The sequence below is a fragment of the Amycolatopsis tucumanensis genome (assembly GCF_021654135.1).
GTDB lineage: Bacteria > Actinomycetota > Actinomycetes > Mycobacteriales > Pseudonocardiaceae > Amycolatopsis_E > Amycolatopsis_E tucumanensis.
Genome location: NZ_JAKGSD010000030.1, coordinates 72,327 through 90,568 on the forward strand (window position 1 = coordinate 72,327; position 18,242 = coordinate 90,568).

Annotated in this window: 19 protein-coding genes; 11 read left to right on the forward strand and 8 right to left on the reverse strand. The window is 71.4% G+C overall.

Features of this window, described 5'->3' with window-relative positions:
- Position 1 precedes the first annotated feature (1 nt).
- Positions 2-1,027 (forward strand): anthranilate phosphoribosyltransferase, encoded by a 1,026-nt coding sequence (gene trpD, locus L2C96_RS26615; protein WP_237338193.1) that lies wholly within the window; start codon positions 2-4, stop codon positions 1,025-1,027.
- Between the two features lie 83 nt (positions 1,028-1,110).
- On the opposite strand, the gene L2C96_RS26620 is transcribed toward trpD, so the two are convergent.
- Both L2C96_RS26620 and ctaC read right to left on the reverse strand, forming a co-directional pair.
- Positions 1,111-1,530, reverse strand: coding sequence for a cytochrome c oxidase subunit 4 (locus L2C96_RS26620; protein ID WP_017984060.1), 420 nt, complete (start codon positions 1,528-1,530; stop codon positions 1,111-1,113).
- 52 nt (positions 1,531-1,582) lie between these two features.
- Positions 1,583-2,524 carry an aa3-type cytochrome oxidase subunit II gene (gene ctaC, locus L2C96_RS26625; protein WP_027936435.1) on the reverse strand — a complete coding sequence of 314 codons (942 nt, stop codon included), beginning with the start codon at positions 2,522-2,524 and terminating at the stop codon, positions 1,583-1,585.
- A gap of 166 nt (positions 2,525-2,690) precedes the next feature.
- On the opposite strand from ctaC, the gene asnB reads away from it, so the two are divergent.
- The gene (gene asnB / locus L2C96_RS26630; RefSeq protein WP_027936436.1) at positions 2,691-4,625 is read left to right on the forward strand and encodes an asparagine synthase (glutamine-hydrolyzing); all 1,935 of its coding nucleotides are present in this window, start codon (positions 2,691-2,693) and stop codon (positions 4,623-4,625) included.
- Between the two features lie 349 nt (positions 4,626-4,974).
- On the opposite strand, the gene L2C96_RS26635 is transcribed toward asnB, so the two are convergent.
- Entirely contained in the window at positions 4,975-5,964 is a 990-nt protein-coding gene (locus tag L2C96_RS26635; RefSeq protein WP_020421870.1) for a carbohydrate kinase family protein, read from the reverse strand.
- Positions 5,965-6,104: 140 nt separating this feature from the next.
- Here L2C96_RS26635 and L2C96_RS26640 point away from each other — a divergent pair, with 140 nt between their 5' ends.
- Entirely contained in the window at positions 6,105-6,275 is a 171-nt protein-coding gene (locus L2C96_RS26640) for a hypothetical protein (RefSeq protein ID WP_017984064.1), read from the forward strand.
- 63 nt (positions 6,276-6,338) lie between these two features.
- Here L2C96_RS26640 and L2C96_RS26645 read toward each other — a convergent pair whose 3' ends face one another.
- The gene (locus L2C96_RS26645) at positions 6,339-6,710 is read right to left on the reverse strand and encodes a HesB/IscA family protein (RefSeq protein WP_017984065.1); all 372 of its coding nucleotides are present in this window, start codon (positions 6,708-6,710) and stop codon (positions 6,339-6,341) included.
- 172 nt (positions 6,711-6,882) lie between these two features.
- Here L2C96_RS26645 and L2C96_RS26650 point away from each other — a divergent pair, with 172 nt between their 5' ends.
- From L2C96_RS26650 to L2C96_RS26665, 4 genes are all read left to right on the forward strand, one after another.
- Positions 6,883-7,539 (forward strand): DUF3043 domain-containing protein, encoded by a 657-nt coding sequence (locus L2C96_RS26650; RefSeq protein WP_026153367.1) that lies wholly within the window; start codon positions 6,883-6,885, stop codon positions 7,537-7,539.
- A 60-nt stretch (positions 7,540-7,599) separates the two neighbouring features.
- Positions 7,600-8,589 carry an aldo/keto reductase family protein gene (locus L2C96_RS26655; protein WP_020421871.1) on the forward strand — a complete coding sequence of 330 codons (990 nt, stop codon included), beginning with the start codon at positions 7,600-7,602 and terminating at the stop codon, positions 8,587-8,589.
- 16 nt (positions 8,590-8,605) lie between these two features.
- Positions 8,606-9,649 (forward strand): nicotinate-nucleotide--dimethylbenzimidazole phosphoribosyltransferase, encoded by a 1,044-nt coding sequence (cobT, locus tag L2C96_RS26660; protein WP_237338194.1) that lies wholly within the window; start codon positions 8,606-8,608, stop codon positions 9,647-9,649.
- Positions 9,650-9,720: 71 nt separating this feature from the next.
- Positions 9,721-10,437 carry a MerR family transcriptional regulator gene (locus L2C96_RS26665; protein WP_237338195.1) on the forward strand — a complete coding sequence of 239 codons (717 nt, stop codon included), beginning with the start codon at positions 9,721-9,723 and terminating at the stop codon, positions 10,435-10,437.
- 50 nt (positions 10,438-10,487) lie between these two features.
- Here L2C96_RS26665 and L2C96_RS26670 read toward each other — a convergent pair whose 3' ends face one another.
- Positions 10,488-11,591 carry a branched-chain amino acid aminotransferase gene (locus tag L2C96_RS26670; protein WP_020421874.1) on the reverse strand — a complete coding sequence of 368 codons (1,104 nt, stop codon included), beginning with the start codon at positions 11,589-11,591 and terminating at the stop codon, positions 10,488-10,490.
- A 61-nt stretch (positions 11,592-11,652) separates the two neighbouring features.
- On the opposite strand from L2C96_RS26670, the gene L2C96_RS26675 reads away from it, so the two are divergent.
- Positions 11,653-11,961, forward strand: a complete 309-nt coding sequence (locus L2C96_RS26675; protein WP_027936437.1) for a hypothetical protein — start codon at positions 11,653-11,655, stop codon at positions 11,959-11,961.
- On the opposite strand, the gene L2C96_RS26680 is transcribed toward L2C96_RS26675, so the two are convergent.
- Positions 11,930-12,907 (reverse strand): hypothetical protein, encoded by a 978-nt coding sequence (locus L2C96_RS26680; protein WP_237338196.1) that lies wholly within the window; start codon positions 12,905-12,907, stop codon positions 11,930-11,932. The two genes, L2C96_RS26675 and L2C96_RS26680, sit on opposite strands and share 32 nt — an antisense overlap.
- 99 nt (positions 12,908-13,006) lie before the next feature.
- On the opposite strand from L2C96_RS26680, the gene L2C96_RS26685 reads away from it, so the two are divergent.
- A complete protein-coding gene (locus L2C96_RS26685; RefSeq protein WP_237338197.1) occupies positions 13,007-14,512 on the forward strand; it encodes a leucyl aminopeptidase in 1,506 nt (501 codons plus the stop codon).
- Positions 14,513-14,677: 165 nt separating this feature from the next.
- Here L2C96_RS26685 and L2C96_RS26690 read toward each other — a convergent pair whose 3' ends face one another.
- Positions 14,678-15,265: a TetR/AcrR family transcriptional regulator gene (locus L2C96_RS26690; protein WP_237338198.1), complete on the reverse strand. Its 588-nt coding sequence runs from the start codon at positions 15,263-15,265 to the stop codon at positions 14,678-14,680.
- A 77-nt stretch (positions 15,266-15,342) separates the two neighbouring features.
- Between L2C96_RS26690 and L2C96_RS26695 the strand changes: the two genes are divergently transcribed.
- Entirely contained in the window at positions 15,343-16,368 is a 1,026-nt protein-coding gene (locus tag L2C96_RS26695) for an NAD(P)-dependent alcohol dehydrogenase (RefSeq protein WP_237338199.1), read from the forward strand.
- 3 nt (positions 16,369-16,371) lie between these two features.
- On the opposite strand, the gene L2C96_RS26700 is transcribed toward L2C96_RS26695, so the two are convergent.
- The gene (locus L2C96_RS26700) at positions 16,372-16,713 is read right to left on the reverse strand and encodes a hypothetical protein (RefSeq protein WP_020421879.1); all 342 of its coding nucleotides are present in this window, start codon (positions 16,711-16,713) and stop codon (positions 16,372-16,374) included.
- Positions 16,714-16,851: 138 nt separating this feature from the next.
- On the opposite strand from L2C96_RS26700, the gene lpdA reads away from it, so the two are divergent.
- Positions 16,852-18,225: a dihydrolipoyl dehydrogenase gene (gene lpdA, locus L2C96_RS26705; protein ID WP_237338200.1), complete on the forward strand. Its 1,374-nt coding sequence runs from the start codon at positions 16,852-16,854 to the stop codon at positions 18,223-18,225.
- The last annotated feature ends 17 nt before the right edge of the window (positions 18,226-18,242 follow it).

Genomic DNA, 18,242 nt, shown 5'->3' on the forward strand with positions numbered 1-18,242 from the left:
CATGGGCACGCAGACTTGGCCCACGCTGCTCAACCAGCTGATCGCCGGCGCCGACCTCTCCGCGGAGGACACCGCGTGGGCGATGGACCAGGTGATGTCCGGGGAGGCCACGCCGGCCCAGGTCGGCGGTTTCCTGGTCGCGCTGCGCGCCAAGGGCGAGACGCCGGCCGAGATCACCGGCCTCGCGGACGCGATGCTGTCGCACGCGCGCCGGGTGCGGATCGCCCGGGACGCGGTCGACATCGTCGGCACCGGCGGTGACCGGTCCGGGTCGGTGAACATCTCGACGATGGCCTCGCTGGTCACCGCGGCCGCCGGGGTGCCGGTGGTGAAGCACGGCAACCGGGCGGCGTCGTCGAAGGCCGGGACCGCGGACGTGCTGGAGGCCCTCGGGGTGGCGATCGACCTGCCGCCGGAGGGGGTCCAGCGGTGCGTCGACGAGCTGGGCATCGGGTTCTGCTTCGCGCCGGTGTTCCACCCCGGGTTCCGGCACGCGGGCGCGCCGCGCCGGGAGCTTGGGGTGCCGACGGCGTTCAACCTGCTGGGGCCGCTGACCAACCCGGCGCAGCCGACGGCCGGGCTGATCGGGTGCGCGTTCCCGGACAAGACCGAGGTGCTGGCGCGGGTGTTCGCCGGCCGCGGCACGTCGGCGCTGGTGGTCCGCGGTGACGACGGCCTCGACGAGCTGACCACGACGACGACCAGCTCGGTGTGGGTCGTGTCCGGCGGATCGGTGCGGGCCGAGTCGCTGGACCCGGCCGAGCTGGGCATCGCGCGCGCCACGGCGGAGGACCTGCGGGGCGGCGACCCGGCGGCCAACGCCGAGGTGGTGCGTGAACTGGTGGCGGGCAAGCCGGGGCCGGTGCGGGACGCGGTGCTGCTGAACGCGGCCGGGGCGCTGGCCGCGCACGCCGGGTTCAGCTCGTCGCTGACGGACGATCTCGCGGCGGGGTTGTCGCGGGCCGCGGAGGCCGTGGATTCCGGCGCTGCGGCGGATCTGCTGGCCCGCTGGGCGGCGTTCCGGTGAGCTGAGGGGCTGAAAATCCCGCGCTCCACAACGAAAAGGGCCCGCCCGGTGGAAAACCGGGCGGGCCCTTTTCGCGGATCAGGTCACTCGTGGTTGGGGCCGGTGTGGTACTCGAACACCAGGCCGCCGACCGTGAGCAGGATCAGGATGCCGCCGACGACCAGCATCCAGATGTGGAAGAACGCCAGTCCGAGACCGACGAACGCGGCCGAGGCGGCCAGTCCGATCGGCCAGTAGCTGCCCGGGCTGAAGAAGCCCATCTCGCCCGCGCCGTCGCTGATCTCGGCGTCGTCGCGGTCCTCCGGACGCGGTTCGATCCGGCGGCCGACGAACCGCATGTAGCTGCCCGCCAGGAGGGACAGCCCGCCGGTCAGGATCAGGGCGACCAGGCCGACCGGCTCGACGCCGTAGCCACTGGCCAGGCCGGTCCACACGCCGTACACGATCGCGATGAAGAACGCGAAAGCGGTGACCAAGTCGAAAATCCGGGCTTCGACCTTCATGACGCTGTCCTCACTGTGTTCATGCTTCCAACACCCACGGGAACCAACCGGCTCAGCCGGACTGCGTCCGCAGCGTGCGGTCGGTGTTGAACGGCTTCGTCGTGGTCGCCTGCGGCGCGCACAGCTCGCCGCAGTTCAGCGCGGCCAGCGCCTCGGCGGTGGTGTTCGGCTGCCCGGTGGCCGGGTTGATCTGGGTGCGCAGCTGGATGTAGCGGTCGAACTGGTCGGCGGGCAGCGCCCGGACCTCGAAGTTCATGCCCGAGTGGTAGGTGCCGCACAGCTCGGCGCAGCGGCCGACGAACGCACCGGTCCGGTCGATCGTGTTCTGGAACGACGGGTCCTGGTTGTTCTTCTCCGGGTCCGGGAACACGTCCCGCTTGAAGTGGAACTCCGGCACCCAGAACGAGTGGATGACGTCGGCCGAGCGCAGGTTGTACTGGATGCGCTTGCCTGCGGGCAGGACCAGGATCGGGATCTCGCTCGAGCTGCCGACGGTCTTGATGACCTGGCCGTTGGCGTCCTTCGGGGCGCTCGGGTAGTCGAACTCCCAGTTCCACTGGAACGCGATCACGTCGACCGTGACGTCCGGGTCCGGCTCCTCGGCCAGCACCTTGCTCTCGGTGGTCGCGGTGAAGAAGAACAGCACGCAGACCATCACGAGCGGCAGCACGACGCAGAACAGCTCGAGCGGCACGTTGTACTGGAACTGCCGCGGCAGGTCGCCGGGGCCGTCGGTCTTCTTCTTCCGGTGGAACGCGACCGACCAGAAGATCAGGCCCCACACGATCACACCGACGACGAGCGCGGCGATGACGGACCAGGTCCAGAGGACGCGCATGTCCTCGGACTCCTTGGTCACGCCGACGGGCCACCCGAACCGCAGCACCTCGTCACCGGAGCACCCGGTCGCCAGGAGCGCGACGAGCCCGGCCAGCGCGGCGACCTTACCCACTTTCGCCGAACGTGATGCCGGAGTGCGCTCATCCCTGCCCACTGCGCAGCGCCCTTTCAACCCAGGCCTCCTTGACGATTTCTGGCTTACCAGCGGGAGCCTAGCCGAGCTACCGCGATCCGCAGCCCAAGGGGTGACCGTTCGTGGCGGGGGCTGCGGGCATACTGGGCGCTCGACATCCGGCCACGACCTCGAGGTGTGAATATCCGTGTGCGGCCTGCTTGGACTGGTGTGTGCCACTGAGAACGACGCGGTCAACGCGCGTGACGCGGTCGGCGAAGCCATGCGCTGCCAGCGTCATCGCGGTCCCGACGAGCGCGACACCTGGACCGACGGCGAGGTCGTCTACGGCTTCAACCGGCTCGCGTTCATCGACGTCGAGCACGCCCACCAGCCGCTGACCTGGGGCCCGCCGGAGTCGCCGAACCGGTACACGCTGAACTTCAACGGCGAGATCTACAACTACCGTGAGCTGCGGGAACAGCTCACGGAGGAGCACGGTGCGAAGTTCGCCACAGAGGGCGACGGCGAGGCGATCGTCGCGGCCTACCACCACTGGGGCCGCGCCGCGGTGTCCAAGCTGCGTGGGATGTTCGCGTTCCTGATCTGGGACGCCGAGGAGAAGGTGATCTTCGGCGCACGTGATCCGTTCGGCATCAAGCCGCTGTTCTACACGCACGGGCCGGGCGGCACGGCGTTCTCCAGCGAGAAGAAGTCGCTGCTGGAGCTCTCCGGCGTGCTGGGGATCACCAAGCAGCTGGACCGGACCGCGCTGCAGCACTACCTGACGCTGCAGTACGTGCCGGAGCCGGAGACGCTGCACACGCGCATCCGCCGCATCGAGTCCGGCACCTCGTTCACCGTCTCCCCCGGCGGCGCGCCGAAGATCGAGCGCTACTTCTTCCCCGAGTTCGCCGCCAAGCCGGTCCGCGGCGAGGCCGAGGCGAAGATCCTGCATGAGCGGATCCGCGACGTGATGCGCGACTCGGTCGGCAAGCACATGATCGCCGACCCGGACATCACCGTCGGCACGTTCCTCTCCGGCGGCATCGACTCGACCGCGATCGCGGCGCTGGCCAAGGAGCACAACCCGAACCTGATCGCGTTCACCACCGGGTTCGAGCGCGAGGGCTACTCCGAGGTCGACGTGGCGGCCGAGTCCGCGGCCGCGATCGGCGTGAAGCACGTCATCCGGACCGTGTCGGCCGACGAGATGATGGAGGCGCTGCCGCTCATCGTCTGGTACCTCGACGACCCGGTGGCCGACCCGGCGCTGGTGCCGCTGTGGTTCATCGCGCGGGAGGCGCGCAAGCACGTCAAGGCGGTGCTGTCCGGCGAGGGCTCGGACGAGCTGTTCGGCGGCTACACGATCTACAACGAGCCGCTGTCGCTGGCGCCGTTCGAGAAGGTGCCGGGCAGCCTGCGCAAGGTCATCGGCAAGGTGTCGGAGCGGATCCCGGAGGGCACGCGCGGCAAGGACCTGCTGCGCCGCGGCGCGCTGCCGCTGGAGGAGCGCTACTACGGCAACGCCCGCATCTTCCGCGACGACCAGCTGCGCGGGGTGCTGAAGACGTTCCAGGAGGGCGTCGGCCACAAGGACGTCACCGCCGAGCACTACCGCACGTCGGCGAACTGGGACCCGGTCGCGCGGATGCAGCACGTGGACCTGTTCACCTGGCTGCGCGGCGACATCCTGGTCAAGGCCGACAAGATGACCATGGCGAACTCGCTGGAGCTGCGGGTGCCGTTCCTGGACGCGGAGGTGTTCAAGGTCGCGGCCGGCATCCCGCTGGACCAGAAGATCACCAAGGAGACGACGAAGTACGCGCTGCGCCGCGCGCTGGAGGGCATCGTCCCCGCGCACGTGCTGAACCGGCGCAAGCTGGGCTTCCCGGTGCCGATCCGGCTGTGGCTGCGGGACGAGATGTACGACTGGGCGCGCGGCATCATCGCCGACTCGCAGACCGGCGAGCTGCTGGACAAGCAGGCCGTGCAGCGCCTGCTGGACGAGCACAAGGCGGGCACGCTGGACCACAGCAGGCGCATCTGGGCGCTGCTGGTGTTCATGATCTGGCACGGCATCTTCATCGAGCACCGGATCAAGCCGGAGATCCCGGAGCCGGTCTACCCCGTGCGCATCTGAGACGAGTGTTGAACGGGCCGCAGCCGCCGGGCTGCGGCCCGTTTTTGTTTGGTGGTCGGGTAAGCAGCACGGGGCTTCGTTGTGCTGCGGCGGCGGCCGGTGACGGGTACGTTGCGCTGGCGGGCAGTGCCGCCGGGCGTGGGGCCGCGGCCAGTCAGGTGGGCAGCGCGGGGCCTGATGGTCCCGCACCGCCGACCGCCAGGGGCGGCGGACAGGTCGTGCTGCCAATGGCGCGCTTGGGGCCGTGACCAGTCGGGGCGGGGCCAGATCGTCCTGCCTCGCCGGCCGCCGGGTGTCCGCGGTCGGCGGTGGGTGGTCGTTCAGACCCGACCAGTTCCCGCGGCTGCGGTCAGGCGGGCAGCGCGGGGGCGATCTCGGCCGCGGCATCGGGGCCGAACGCGGCGCCGATGCGGGTCAGCGCGGACTCCCGGTCGAGCGTCCACTCCTGCGTGCCGACGGTCTCCAGCACCAGCACGGCGATCATCGAACCCAGCTGGGCGGAGCGCTCCAGGCTCAGGTCCGCGTTCAGGCCGGCCAGGAAACCCGCCCGGAAGCCGTCGCCGACGCCGGTCGGGTCGGCCTTCGCCAGCTCGGGCACCGCGCCGACCTCCAGGGCCAGCCCGTCCCTGCCCACGATCTCCACACCCTTCTCGCCGAGGGTGGTGATGCGGATGCCGACGTGGTCCAGCACGTCGGCCTCGGACCAGGCCGTCTTCTGGAGCAGCAGCTCCCACTCGTAGTCGTTGGTGAACAGGTACTTCGCCCCGTCGACGAAGCGCCGCGCCTGCTCCCCGTTCATGCGGGCCAGCTGCTGCGACGGGTCCACCGCGAAGTCGATCCCGCGCTGGCGGCACTCGTCCGCGTGCCGGAGCATGCCGTCCGGGTCGTCCGGGCCGATCAGCATCAGCCCGATCCCGCCGACGCGGTCCGCGATCGGGCCCAGCTCGATGTTGCGGGCCTCGGCCATCGCGCCGGCGTAGAAGGTGGCGATCTGGTTGAGGTCGTCGTCCGTGGTGCACACGAACCGCGCGGTGTGGGCCAGCTCCGAGATCAGCACGCCGGACGCGTCCACGCCGTGGCGCTCCAGCCAGGACCGGTAGTCGGCGAAGTCCGCGCCCGCCGCGCCGACCAGCACCGGCTTCGCGCCGAGCACCCCGAGGCCGAACGCGATGTTGGCGCCGATCCCGCCGCGGCGGACCACCAGGTCGTCGGCCAGGAAGCTCAGCGAGACGCGGTGCAGCTGGTCGGCGACCAGCTGCTCGGCGAACCGGCCGGGGAAGTGCATGAGATGGTCGGTTGCGATGCTGCCGGAAACGGCGATGCGGGCGTTGATGGCCACCGGTGCTCTGCTCCCTCTGGCTGGCTCGAACTGAAGTTACCGACGGGAAATACCCCGTCGGAGCTAAATCTGACCCGCTGACCGACACTACTAGCTGGTAGACCTGTCCGGCGCGCGCCGGTCGCCCTAGCGTCGCCTGCGTGAGCACCGTGACGGAACCGGAGACCATCGCCGAGCTGATCGACGACTGCGCCGACATCCCCGCCGAACTGCGCGCGGCACACGCCTCGGCGCCCCGGCCGCCTGCGCCGCGGGGCTGGGCGGTCGACGACGCCTGCCACGCACAGGTAGTCGGGCTGGAGGACTATTAGTTACGCGGACACGCGAAAAGGGCGCCGGTCGAAGCTCGACCGGCGCCCTTCACGTGTACTGGCTCAGTGGAACGAGTCGCCGCAGGCGCAGGAGCCCGTGGCGTTCGGGTTCTCGATGGTGAAGCCCTGCTTCTCGATCGAGTCGACGAAGTCGATCACCGCACCCTCGACGTACGGCGCGCTCATGCGGTCGACCGCCACGCGCAGGCCGTCGAAGTCGCGGAACAGGTCGCCGTCGAGCGTGCGCTCGTCGAAGAACAGCTGGTAGCGCAGTCCCGCGCAACCACCGGGCTGGACCGCGATGCGCAGGTGCATGTCGTCGCGGCCTTCCTGCTCGAGCAGGGCCTTCGCCTTGCTCGCCGCGGCGTCGCTCAACGTGACGCCGTGGGTGGCCTCGGCCTCGGCCTGCGTGCTGGTCTGCTCAGCGGCAGTCATAGCTCTCCCTCGGGGTCTTGCCGTGCACCGGGTGGGGGGTGCTCCTCCCTACTGGAACACCGGTGCCACCCGATCTGTTCCCGGGCTGGTTCCCGCCTTGGCGCTGATCCCATGGTTACACATCGGCGAGGGGGTTGAACACGCACGCCGCTGTCTGGAATAAGCTGGTTGGGTGAGGTTTCTCCGTCGTAACAGCACGACCACCGCAGACAGCCCCGAGATCGAGGCGGCCGAGGTGGCCGAAAGCGTCGAATCTCACACCCGTGGCTACACCCCGGGCAAGGGCAGGCCGACGCCGAAGCGCAAGGAGGCCGAGGGCAAGCGCCGCGGCCCCGTCGCGCCCCCGCCGAGGACCATGCGGGAGGCGATGAAGCGCAACCGCGAGCTGCGCAAGTCGAACCCGGTGGACAAGGAAGAGCGCCGCAGGCTCGCCAAGGAGCGCCAGGAGCGGATGGCCGCGGGCGACGACCGCTACCTGCTGCCGCGCGACAAGGGCCCCGTGAAGGCGTACGTGCGCGACCTGGTCGACTCGCGCCGCCACTTCCTCGGCGCGTTCATGCCGCTGGCGATCCTCGTGTTCGTCGTGCTCCTGGTGCCGTACCCGGTGATCCAGCAGTACGTGACGCTGCTGTGCATGGCCGCGCTGCTGGTCATGGCCGTCGAGGGCTACTTCAACGGCCGCCGCATCGCGCGGCTGGCCAGGGCGAAGTTCCCGAAGGAGAACATCAGCGGCCGGTCGCTGGGCTGGTACGCGTTCGTCCGGGCGAGCCAGATCCGCAAGCTCCGGATGCCCAAGCCGCGCGTGAAGGTCGGCGACACGGTCTCCTGACCGGCTGGAGCGCACTCCAGGTCGTTAGCAAGGCGAACCATTTCCGGTAGGCTGCCGGACATGGAGTTTCGCCGTCTCGGCCGCAGTGGCCTGTCCGTCAGTGAGATCGCCTACGGGAACTGGCTCACCCACGGTTCCCAGATCGACGAGGACCAGGCCCAGGCCTGCATCAAGGCCGCGCTCGACGCGGGCATCACGACCTTCGACACCGCCGACGTCTACGCCAACACCCTGGCGGAGTCGGTGCTCGGCCGCGGTCTGGCCGGTCAGCGCCGGGAGAGCCTGGAGATCTGCACGAAGGTGTTCTGGCCGACCGGCCCCGGCGGCCCGAACGACCGCGGGCTGGGCCGCAAGCACATCATCGAGTCCTGCCACGCCTCGCTGAAGCGGCTGCAGACCGACCACATCGACCTCTACCAGGCGCACCGGTTCGACCCGACCGTGCCGCTGGAGGAGACCATGTCGGCCTTCGCCGACCTGGTCCGCCAGGGCAAGGTGCTCTACATCGGGGTGTCGGAGTGGAACGCCGAGGAGATCACCCGCGGCGCCGCGCTGGCCCGCGAGCTGCGGATCCCCTTCGTGTCGAACCAGCCGCAGTACAACATGCTCTGGCGCGTCATCGAGGCGCAGGTCGTGCCCGCCAGCGAGCGCGAGGGGCTGAGCCAGATCGTCTGGTCGCCGATCGCGCAGGGGGTGCTGACCGGCAAGTACAAGCCGGGTCAGCCGCCGCCCGCCGGGTCGCGCGCCACGGACGAGCGGGGCTCGCAGTTCGTGCAGCGGTTCCTGCGGGACGAGGTGCTCGAGCGCGTGGCCCGGCTGGAGCCGCTGGCCGCGCAGGCCGGGCTGACGCTGGCGCAGCTGGCGGTGGCGTGGGTGCTGCAGAACCCGAACGTCGCCTCCGCGATCGTCGGCGCGTCGCGGCCGGAGCAGGTGCACGAGAACGTGAAGGCGGCGGGCGTGAAGCTCGACGCCGACCTGCTGACCGAGATCGACTCGGTGCTGCTGGGCGTGGTCGAGGACGATCCGCGCCTGACCGCCCGCGCCGGCTGACGATAGGTTTGGCGCCGTGACTGACGTGTCGTTCGCCGATGTCCCCCAGCCCGACGAAGCCGCCCGCGCCGAGGCGGTGCGGCGGCACGCCGAGCTGCTCAAACCGGTGTCCGCGCTGGGTGAGCTGGAGGCGCTCGGCGCGTGGGTCGCGGCCTGCCAGGGCTCGGCGCCGCCGCGGCGGTTCCAGCGGCCCCGGGTGATCGTGTTCGCCGGGGACCACGGGATCGCCGCGAAGGGCGTCTCCGCCTACCGGCCGGAGGTCACCGGGCAGCTGGTGGACAGCCTGCTCAAGGGCGCCGGGCCGGTCGCGATCGCCGCCGCGGTGGCCGACGCCGGGCTGCGCGTGGTGGACATCGCGGTGGACGGGGAGACGCCGGTCGCCGAGTACAAGGTCCGGGCGGGCTCCGGGTCGATCGACGTCGAGGACGCCCTCACCGACGACGAGGTGCGGGCCGCCCTGCGGGCCGGCATGGCGATCGCGGACGCCGAGGTGGACGAGGGCGCCGATCTGCTGGTCGCGGGCAGCGTCGGGGTCGGGGCGACCACGCCGGCCGCGGTGCTGGTCGCCGCGCTGACCGGCGCCGAGCCGGTGGCCGTGGTCGGCCGTGGTTCGGGCATCGACGACAACGCGTGGATGCGCAAGACCGTCGCGATCCGGGACGCGCTGCGGCGGGCCCGGGCGGTGCTGCCCGACCCGGTGGCGCTCCTGCGGACCGCGGGTGGCGCGGACCTGGCCGCGTTGACCGGGTTCCTGGCGCAGGCCGCGGTCCGCCGCACCCCGGTGCTGCTGGACGGGCTCGCGGTCGGCGCGGCGGCGCTGGTGGCGGAGGAACTGGCGCCCGGCGCGCGCTCCTGGTGGCAGGCCGCGCACCGCGACGCCGAGCCGGCGCACCAGATGGTGCTGGAGCACCTCGACCTCAAGCCGGTCGTCGACCTGGGCATCCGCCTCGGCGACGGCACCGGCGCCGCGACGGCCCTCCCGCTGCTGATCACGGCCGCCCGGCTGCTCACGGACCTGCCGACGCACGCGGAAGCCGGGGTCACGCCGCCGAACGCTTGATCCTGACGCGACGTCAGGTCCTAGCGTCGTCCACACCGGCGCAAAAGCGCTGGTGGAAGTGGGTGAACGGCATGTTCTACAAGGTCGGCGAGCTGGCACGGGCGACCGGTCTGACGGTGCGGACGCTGCACCACTACGACCACGTGGGTCTCGTGCGCCCGTCCGGGCGGACGCACTCCGGGCACCGGCTCTACGACGAGTCCGACGTCCGGCGGTTGTACGAGGTGCTGGCCCTGCGGCAGCTCGGCCTGCCGCTCGAGGACATCGGCGCGGCCCTGGAGGGCACGTCCGACCTGGGCGAGCTGCTCACGCGGCACCGGGACCACGTCGACCGGCAGCTGGTGGCGATGCGCACGCTCCGGGCGCACCTCACCACGATGCTGGCGGCCGTCGACGGGCAGGCAGGCGTCACCGGCTTCCTGGCTCTGATCCGGGAGGTGACCACCGTGGACGAGACGGTGAAGCAGTACTTCAGCGAAACCCAGCTGGCGGAGCTGGCCGAGCGCCGATCGCGGCTCGGCGAGCAGGAGGATGTCCAGCGGAGGTGGCAGGACCTGATCCCCCGCGTGCAGCGGGCCGTCGAGACCGGGGTCGACCCGGCGTCGGCGGAGGGGCGGGCGCTCGCGGCCGAGTGGATGGGCCTGCTGGAGGCTTTCCACGGTGGCGACACCGGGCTGCGGGACTCGCTCTACCGCATGCAGGCGGACAACAGCGAGCGGATCCAGCGTGAGCACGGCGGGCCGTCGCCGGAGCAGCTGGAGTTCATCCGGCGCGCCAGCGCCTCCTGACGACGAAGGGCCACCCCGCCGGAACGGGGTGGCCCTTCATGTCGAAGTGATCAGGACAGCTTGTGCATCCAGCCGTGCGGGTCGGGGCGCGTGCCCTCCTGGATGCCGGTCAGTTCGGCGCGCAGCTTCATCGTCACCTCGCCGGGCTCGCCGCCCGCGATGGTGAACTCGCCGCCCGCGTGCTTGACCCGGCCGACCGGCGTGATGACCGCCGCGGTGCCGCACGCGAACACCTCGGTCAGCTCACCGGACGCGGCCGCCTTCTCCCACTCGTCGGTGGAGATCCGGCGCTCCTCGATGCCCATGCCGTGGTCCGCGGCCAGCTTGATCAGCGAGTCGCGGGTGACGCCGGGCAGCAGCGAACCGGACAGCTCCGGCGTGACGATCCGGGCGTCCGAACCCGAGCCGTACACGAAGAACAGGTTCATGCCGCCCATTTCCTCGACGTAGCGGCGCTCCACCGCGTCGAGCCACACCACCTGGTCGCAGCCCTGCTCCACGGCCTGCGACTGCGCCACGAAGGACGCCGCGTAGTTGCCGGCGAACTTCGCCGCGCCGGTGCCGCCCGGGGCCGCCCGCACGTACTCGGTGGACAGCCACACGCTCACCGGCTTCACGCCGCCGGTGAAGTACGAACCGGCGGGCGAGGCGATCACCAGGTACAGGTACTCGCTGGCCGGCGCGTTCACGCCGAGCCCCACCGAGGTGGAGATCATGAACGGCCGCAGGTACAGCGTGTCGCCCGGGTTGCTGGGCACCCAGCGCTCGTCGGCCGCGATCAGCTCCTGCAGCGAACCCAGGAACAGCTCGTCGGGCAGCTCCGGCATCGCGATGCGGGCCGCCGACCGGCGGAACCGGGCCGCGTTGGCGTCCGGGCGGAAGGCCGCGACCGACCCGTCCGGCTGGCGGTAGGCCTTGAGGCCCTCGAAGATCGCCTGCGCGTAGTGCAGCACGGAGGTGGCGGGGTCGAGCGTGACCGGCTCGTAGGGGCCGACGTTCGCGTCGTACCAGCCGCGGTCCTTGCTGTACTTGATCGTGACCATGTGGTCGGTGAAGAACGTCCCGAAGCCCGGCTTCGCCAGTACCTCGGCTACACGCTCCGCCGAAGCGGGAGACGGGTGCGGGGTACGGGTGAAGGGCAACGTGGTCGTCATTCGACCAGGATAACTGTTAGTTGGACTTCCGAGAATCGCCTACTCCCCTACCATGGCGGGCGTGACCGCCAACGTGCCGCAGCCCGCCACGCCGAACTCCGTCTCCGCCGGACCGGCGTCCGACGTCAAGACCTTCGTGACCGCCATCCTGCTCACCTTCGCGGTGGGCGAGCTGACGCTCCTCGGCTACGCCCTGCTCGGCGTGTTCGGCGGGATCATCGGCCTGGTCGGCGGCATCTTCGGCGTCGTGTGGTGGCGCAGCGTCCACGACAAGAAGGTGTTCCCGCGCGACCTGCCGGTGAAGTCGGTGATCATCCTCGCGGTCGCGACCGCGCTGATCACGCTGCTGGCGTTCCTGCTCGTCGCGTGACGGCGGCGCCTGCCGCGACGGCGGCCACCGTCCCCAGTAGATAGACCGGCGGCAGCCAGGCCAGCAGCGTCACGGCCAGTACCGCCGCGATCACGGCGCGCGCGGTGATCCCGGTGATCATCGACAGCACCGCGGTCACCAGCACCTCGGCCAGCGCGGCCGCCGCGGCCAGCAGCAGCGCCTGGTCCGGGTCCAGCAACACGGCCGCGACCGCGGCGATCAGTCCACAAGCGACGGACGCGCGCGGCCACGCCAGCTCCTCGCGGGCGCCGCCGATCGCGAGCAGCGCGGCGGGCACAGTGGACAGCACGACGACCCCGGCCAGCAACGGGTTCAGCACCTGCCCGTCCAAGGCGGCCAGCGCGTCCCGCACGGGCACCCCGGACAACGCCAGCCGCACCGGGCCGAGCTGGTAGAGCGCGCCCGCGCCGATGGCCAGCACCACCATGACCGAGCCCGCGAGCCAGGACGGGTTGTGCCGCGGCAGCAACGGGAACAGCACCGCGCCCGCCGCGAACAGCCCGCCGATCGTGAAGTGCGGCGCGGTCACCGGCTGCGCGGGCTCGATCGCGAAACTCAGCGCCACGAAACCGGCCCCGGCGACCAGCAGGATGCCTAGCAGCCACGCCCGCGCGTACCTCGCCAGCCGCAGCCCGGCGGCGTCGGCGGCGGTGACCACCAGTGCGACGACCGCGGCCGCCAGCGGCTGTCCGGGGAACAGGTAGGCGGCGAACACCGACGCGAACAGCGGCACCAGCGCGAGGCGGGACACCAGGCGCGTGGCGGCCACCAGCCGGGCGGGGTTCGGCTCCAGCGCGGGAGGCTCGGGCACGCAGAACGCCAGCAGCGCCGCGACCACGGCGCCACCGAGCAGCCACCAGCCGCCCGCCTGCGCGCCGACGGCCAGCGCGATCAGCAGTCCCGCCGCCAGCCGCACGCCCACCACCTGCCTCTCCTGCCGGGCTCCGTCCTCATTAGCATGGCTCACTACCCGGCCGGGTACCCCACCCGGCACGACCGTCGATGGATGCGCGAGGAGCCACAAGTGACCGTGCCGAAGTTTGCCCTGATCGAGAACACCGGCGCCGCGCTCGGCAAGAGCCGGGCCGAGGTCGTCGTGATCGGGACGCTCCAGGGCGACAAGGCCGTGACGCTGGCGCCGGGTGCGGAGGCCGTCGACGAGGCCTTCGACGGCTCGCTGGCCGAGCTGCTGGCCACCGTGGGCGCCTCCGGCAAGGCCGAAGAGGTCGTGAAGCTGCCCACGCTGGGCAAGCTGCCCGCCGCGGTCGTGCTGGCGGTCGGCCTCGGCCGCGCCGACGGGGACGGCACCGTGACCGCCGAGCAGGTGCGCCGCGCCGCGGGCGCCGCCGGGCGCGCGCTGGCCGGGACCGCGCGGGCGGTGTCCACGCTGTCCGCTGTGGACCTGCAGGCCGCGGTGGAGGGCACCGCGCTGGGCGCCTACAAGTTCACCGAGTACAAGTCCGAGCCCGGTGACGCGCCGGTCGCCGCGGTCGACTTCGCCACGCCGGCCGAGGGCACCAAGCGCGCGCACACCGCGACGCTGAAGGCCGCGACCGCGATCGCCGAGGCCGTGATCATCGCGCGCGACCTGATCAACACCCCGCCCAACGACCTGTTCCCGGCCTCCTTCGCCGAGCGCGCCCGCAAGCTCGCCGAGGCCAACGACCTCGACTTCGAGGTGCTCGACGAGAAGCAGCTCAAGCGCAAGGGCTTCGGCGGCATCCTCGGCGTCGGCGGCGGCTCGTCCCGCCCGCCGCGGCTGGTGCGGGTGTCGTACAAGGGCCCGAAGGCGGCGAAGAAGGTCGCGCTGGTCGGCAAGGGCATCACGTTCGACTCGGGCGGCATCTCGATCAAGCCCGCCGCGAACATGGACCACATGACCTCGGACATGTCCGGGGCCGCCGCGGTGCTCGCCTCGGTCGTGCTGGCGGCCAAGCTCAAGTACCCGCTCGAGGTCACCGCCAACATCCCGCTCGCGGAGAACCTGCCGTCGGGCACCTCCTACCGGCCCGGTGACGTGCTGAGCATGTACGGCGGCAAGACCGTCGAGGTGCTCAACACCGACGCCGAGGGCCGCCTGGTGCTGGCCGACGCGATCGTGCGCGCCGCCGAGGACGACCCGGACTACCTGATCGAGACCTCGACCCTGACCGGCGCGCAGATGGTGGCGCTGGGCAACCGGACCGCCGGGATCATGGGGTCGGACGAGTTCCGCGACCGGGTGGCGGCGATCGCGCAGGCGACCGGCGAGGGCGGCTGGCCGATGCCGCTGCCCGAGGAGCTGCGCGGCGACCTGGACTCGCGGCTGGCCGACCTGGCGAACGTGACCGGGCACCGCTGGGGCGGGATGCTCGCCGCGGGCATCTTCCTGCGCGAGTTCGTCGCCGAGGGCCTGCCGTGGGCGCACATCGACATCGCGGGCCCGTCGTTCAACACCGGGGCGCCGTGGGGCTACACCGGCAAGGGCGGCACGGGCGTCCCGGTGCGCACCATCGCCGCGGTGCTGGCCGACATCGCCGACCAGGGCTAGTTTCTGTTTCCTGAGCGGCGGAGCCGCTTGCGGTGGGCCGTCAGCCAGCACCGCCGCGGGTTTGAACGGGCGGAGCCGCGCGCAGCGGGTCCGTTGAGGGTGGTGGCGGGCTGGCGGGAGGGGCCGTTACCCCCACCGCCATGCAGGCCACGTCCGAAATGCGCACTAGTCCGGCGTCACGGCGCGGCGGACGGTTTCGCGGAGGAGGGCCCGGCGGCGGTCGTGGACGTCGCCGGGCTCCTCGGCCGTCGCGGCGTAGACGTTGCTCACCGGGGACCACGCCATCGACAGGGCGATCACCAGCGCCATGATGTCGAACGGGTCCCCGGGCACCACCTTGCCCGCGGCCTGCGCCTCGGCGATCGCGCGCAGCTTGTGGTCGTCGAGGCGGTCGGCGTCCTCCACGAGGTGGCCGGCGGGCCGGCGCTCCAGCCGCGCCCAGGTGGCGAGCCGGATGAGGTCGGGCCGGCGGAGGTACTCGTCGTAGAGCCGCACCGCCCAGTCCGCCAGGTCGCCCGCGTCGATGGGCACGACGTTCACGATCCGTTCCAGTGAGGCGGAGAAGATCGCGTCGAACAGCCCTTCCTTGCTCCCGAAGTAGCCGTAGAGCTGCGCCTTGTTGGTGCGCGCCGCGGCCACGATGCGCTCGACGCGGGCACCGGCGATCCCGTGTTCGGCGAACTCGCGGGTCGCCTCCTCCAGGATGCGCTGACGGGTCGCGGCGCCGCGAGCGGTGGCGGGCAGATCGGGCATGGCAAGACCCTAGCAAACAGACTGTTCGGTCTGTTACTGTCGAAACAAACCGAACAGTCTGTTTGAAGGAGGCGTCCATGCGGACGACGACGGGATGGCACGCGGTCGCGGGGACGCTACGACGGGCGCCTCTTCAGCGGCGGGAGCTGCGGCCCGACGACCTGGCGGTCCGGGTCGACCACTGCGGCGTCTGCCACTCCGACCTGCACGCGGTGCGAGCGGGCGGCACTCCGCTCGTGCCCGGCCACGAGTTCACCGGCGTGGTCACCGCGACCGGACCCGCGGTGACCGCCTTCGCCGCCGGGGACGCGGTCGCCGTCGGCAACATCGTGGACTCCTGCGGGACCTGCGCCATGTGCCTCGCGGGGCAGGAGAACTTCTGCCACGACTTCCCCACCCTCACCTACGGCGGCACCGACCGCCACGACGGCTCCACGACGCTGGGCGGCTACTCGCGGGAGCACGTCGTCCGCGACCGGTTCGCCTACCCGCTCCCGGCAGGCATCGACCCCGCGGGCGCCGCACCACTGATGTGCGCCGGGATCACCGTGTGGGAACCGCTGCACAGCCTGGGCGCCGGGCCGGGCACCCGGGTCGCCGTGGCCGGGCTGGGCGGGCTGGGTCACCTCGCGGTCAAGTTCGCGGTGGCGCTCGGCGCCGAGACCACGGTGATCAGCCGGTCGGCGGACAAGGCGGGTGAGGCGCGCCGGCTCGGCGCCGCCGACCTGCTCGACTCGACGGACCCGGCCCGCATGGCGGACGCGCGGGGGCGGTTCGACATCCTGATCGACACCATCTCCGCGCCCCACGACCTTGGCCCCTACCTGCGGCTGCTGGCGCTGGACGGCACGCTCAGCCACCTCGGGCACCTGGGGCCGGTCACGGTGGAGACCCTCGACCTGCTCGTCGGGCGCAAGAAGCTCAGCTCGGCGGGCAGTGGTGGCAGGCCCGCGACCGCCGCCATGCTCGCCTTCTGCGCCGCGCGCGGGATCACCGCCGACGTGGAGGTGCTCCCGTCGGCCGCGGTGAACGACGCGCTCGAGCGCCTGACGCGGGGCGACGTCCGCTACCGGTTCGTGCTCGATCTGTCCGACCTGGACTGATCCTCAGCCCTGCGCGCGCTTCTGCCGCTCTGTGTATTCGCGCATGCGCTTCGGGTAACCGACTTTCGCGACCTCGTACACCGGGATCGAATGCTTGCGCCCGAACTGCTGCGCGGCGTCCAGGCTGCCGATCCGCCGTCGTGTCCATTCGCCGTCGTGCGCGATCAGGACGACCGTGGTCTCGGTGACCGTCGTCCGCGGCTCGACGAACGCCTCGACGCCCCGCCGCGCGGCCGCCCAGCCCTCCAGATGACGCAGGTCAGCGTCACTGGCACGGCGCAGCGTGCCCGGTTTCCCGGCGCCGCGTCTGCGCTTCAGACCGTCGAACAGACCCACCTCGACCACCTCATCTCCGCCTGCCCTCCCCCGCCATTATCGCGGGGATCAGAAGTGCGCCGATTAACACACCCGGCTACCTCGCAGGGCCGGACTACGTAGTGACAAGATGATGAGGGTTTGGACGTAAAACGAGGAGTAAACGACGTGAGCGACGCTGGCGCCGACCTGGTGATCCTCGGTGGCGGATCCGGCGGCTACGCCGCGGCCTTCCGCGCCGCGGAGCTGGGCCAGTCCGTCATCCTGATCGAGAAGGACAAGCTGGGCGGGACGTGCCTGCATCGCGGCTGCATCCCGACCAAGGCCCTGCTCCACGCGGCCGAGGTCGCCGACACCGCCCGCGAGGGCGAGCAGTTCGGCGTGAAGACCACCCTGGAGGGCGTCGACATCGCCGGCGTCCACAAGTACAAGGACGGCGTCATCAGCCGCCTCTACAAGGGGCTGCAGGGCCTGGCCAAGGCCCACAAGGTGACCGTCGTCGAGGGCACCGGCACGTTCGTCGGCGGCACCACGGTCGAGGTCGACGGCACCCGGTACACGGGCAAGAACCTGGTCCTGGCGACCGGCTCGTACTCGAAGACCCTGCCGGGCCTGGAGCTGGGCGGCCGGATCATCGCCAGCGACGAGGCGCTGACCCTGGACTGGATCCCGGAGAAGGTCGTCGTGCTCGGCGGCGGTGTCATCGGCGTCGAGTTCGCCAGCGTGTGGGCCTCCTTCGGCGTGGACGTGACGATCGTCGAGGCGCTGCCGCGGCTGGTCCCGGCCGAGGACGAGTTCGCCAGCAAGCAGCTCGAGCGCGCCTTCCGCCGTCGCAAGATCAACTTCAAGACCGGCGTGAAGTTCACCGGCGCCAAGCAGGACGAGAACGGCGTGACCGTGTCCCTGGAGTCCGGCGAGACGCTGGAGGCCGACCTGCTGCTGGTCGCCGTCGGCCGCGGCCCCAACACCGCGGGCCACGGCTACGAGGAGGCCGGCGTCAAGATGGAGCGCGGCTTCGTCATCACCGACGAGCGCCTGCGCACCAACCTGCCGAACGTCTACGCCGTCGGCGACATCGTCCCCGGCCTGCAGCTCGCGCACCGCGGCTTCGCCCAGGGCATCTTCGTCGCCGAGGAGATCGCCGGCCTGGAGCCGAAGGCGATCGACGAAGCCGGCATCCCGCGCGTCACCTACAGCCACCCCGAGGTCGCCTCCGTCGGCCTGAGCGAGGCGGCTGCCAAGGAGCGCTACGGCTCGGACGTGCAGACCTTCACGTACGACCTGGCCGGCAACGGCAAGAGCCAGATCCTCAAGACTTCCGGCGCGATCAAGGTGATCAAGGCGCCGGACGGGCCGGTCGTCGGCCTGCACCTGGTCGGGGACCGGGTCGGCGAACTGATCGGCGAAGCCCAGCTGATCTACAACTGGGAGGCCTTCCCGGAGGACGTCGCTCCGCTGATCCACGCCCACCCGACCCAGACCGAGGCCCTCGGCGAAGCACACCTTGCCCTGGCCGGCAAGCCACTGCACGTGCACAGCTGACCGGACCGCAGCCGACA

What these genes read in the sequence shown, in the direction of transcription:
- L2C96_RS26665 (WP_237338195.1), top strand. Translation starts at nt 9,721, where the DNA reads ATGTTCTACAAGGTCGGCGAGCTGGCACGGGCGACCGGTCTGACGGTG.
- L2C96_RS26620 (WP_017984060.1), bottom strand. Translation starts at nt 1,530, where the DNA reads ATGAAGGTCGAAGCCCGGATTTTCGACTTGGTCACCGCTTTCGCGTTC.
- L2C96_RS26690 (WP_237338198.1), bottom strand. Translation starts at nt 15,265, where the DNA reads ATGCCCGATCTGCCCGCCACCGCTCGCGGCGCCGCGACCCGTCAGCGC.
- L2C96_RS26655 (WP_020421871.1), top strand. Translation starts at nt 7,600, where the DNA reads ATGGAGTTTCGCCGTCTCGGCCGCAGTGGCCTGTCCGTCAGTGAGATC.
- L2C96_RS26695 (WP_237338199.1), top strand. Translation starts at nt 15,343, where the DNA reads ATGCGGACGACGACGGGATGGCACGCGGTCGCGGGGACGCTACGACGG.
- L2C96_RS26670 (WP_020421874.1), bottom strand. Translation starts at nt 11,591, where the DNA reads ATGACGACCACGTTGCCCTTCACCCGTACCCCGCACCCGTCTCCCGCT.
- trpD (WP_237338193.1), top strand. Translation starts at nt 2, where the DNA reads ATGGGCACGCAGACTTGGCCCACGCTGCTCAACCAGCTGATCGCCGGC.
- L2C96_RS26645 (WP_017984065.1), bottom strand. Translation starts at nt 6,710, where the DNA reads ATGACTGCCGCTGAGCAGACCAGCACGCAGGCCGAGGCCGAGGCCACC.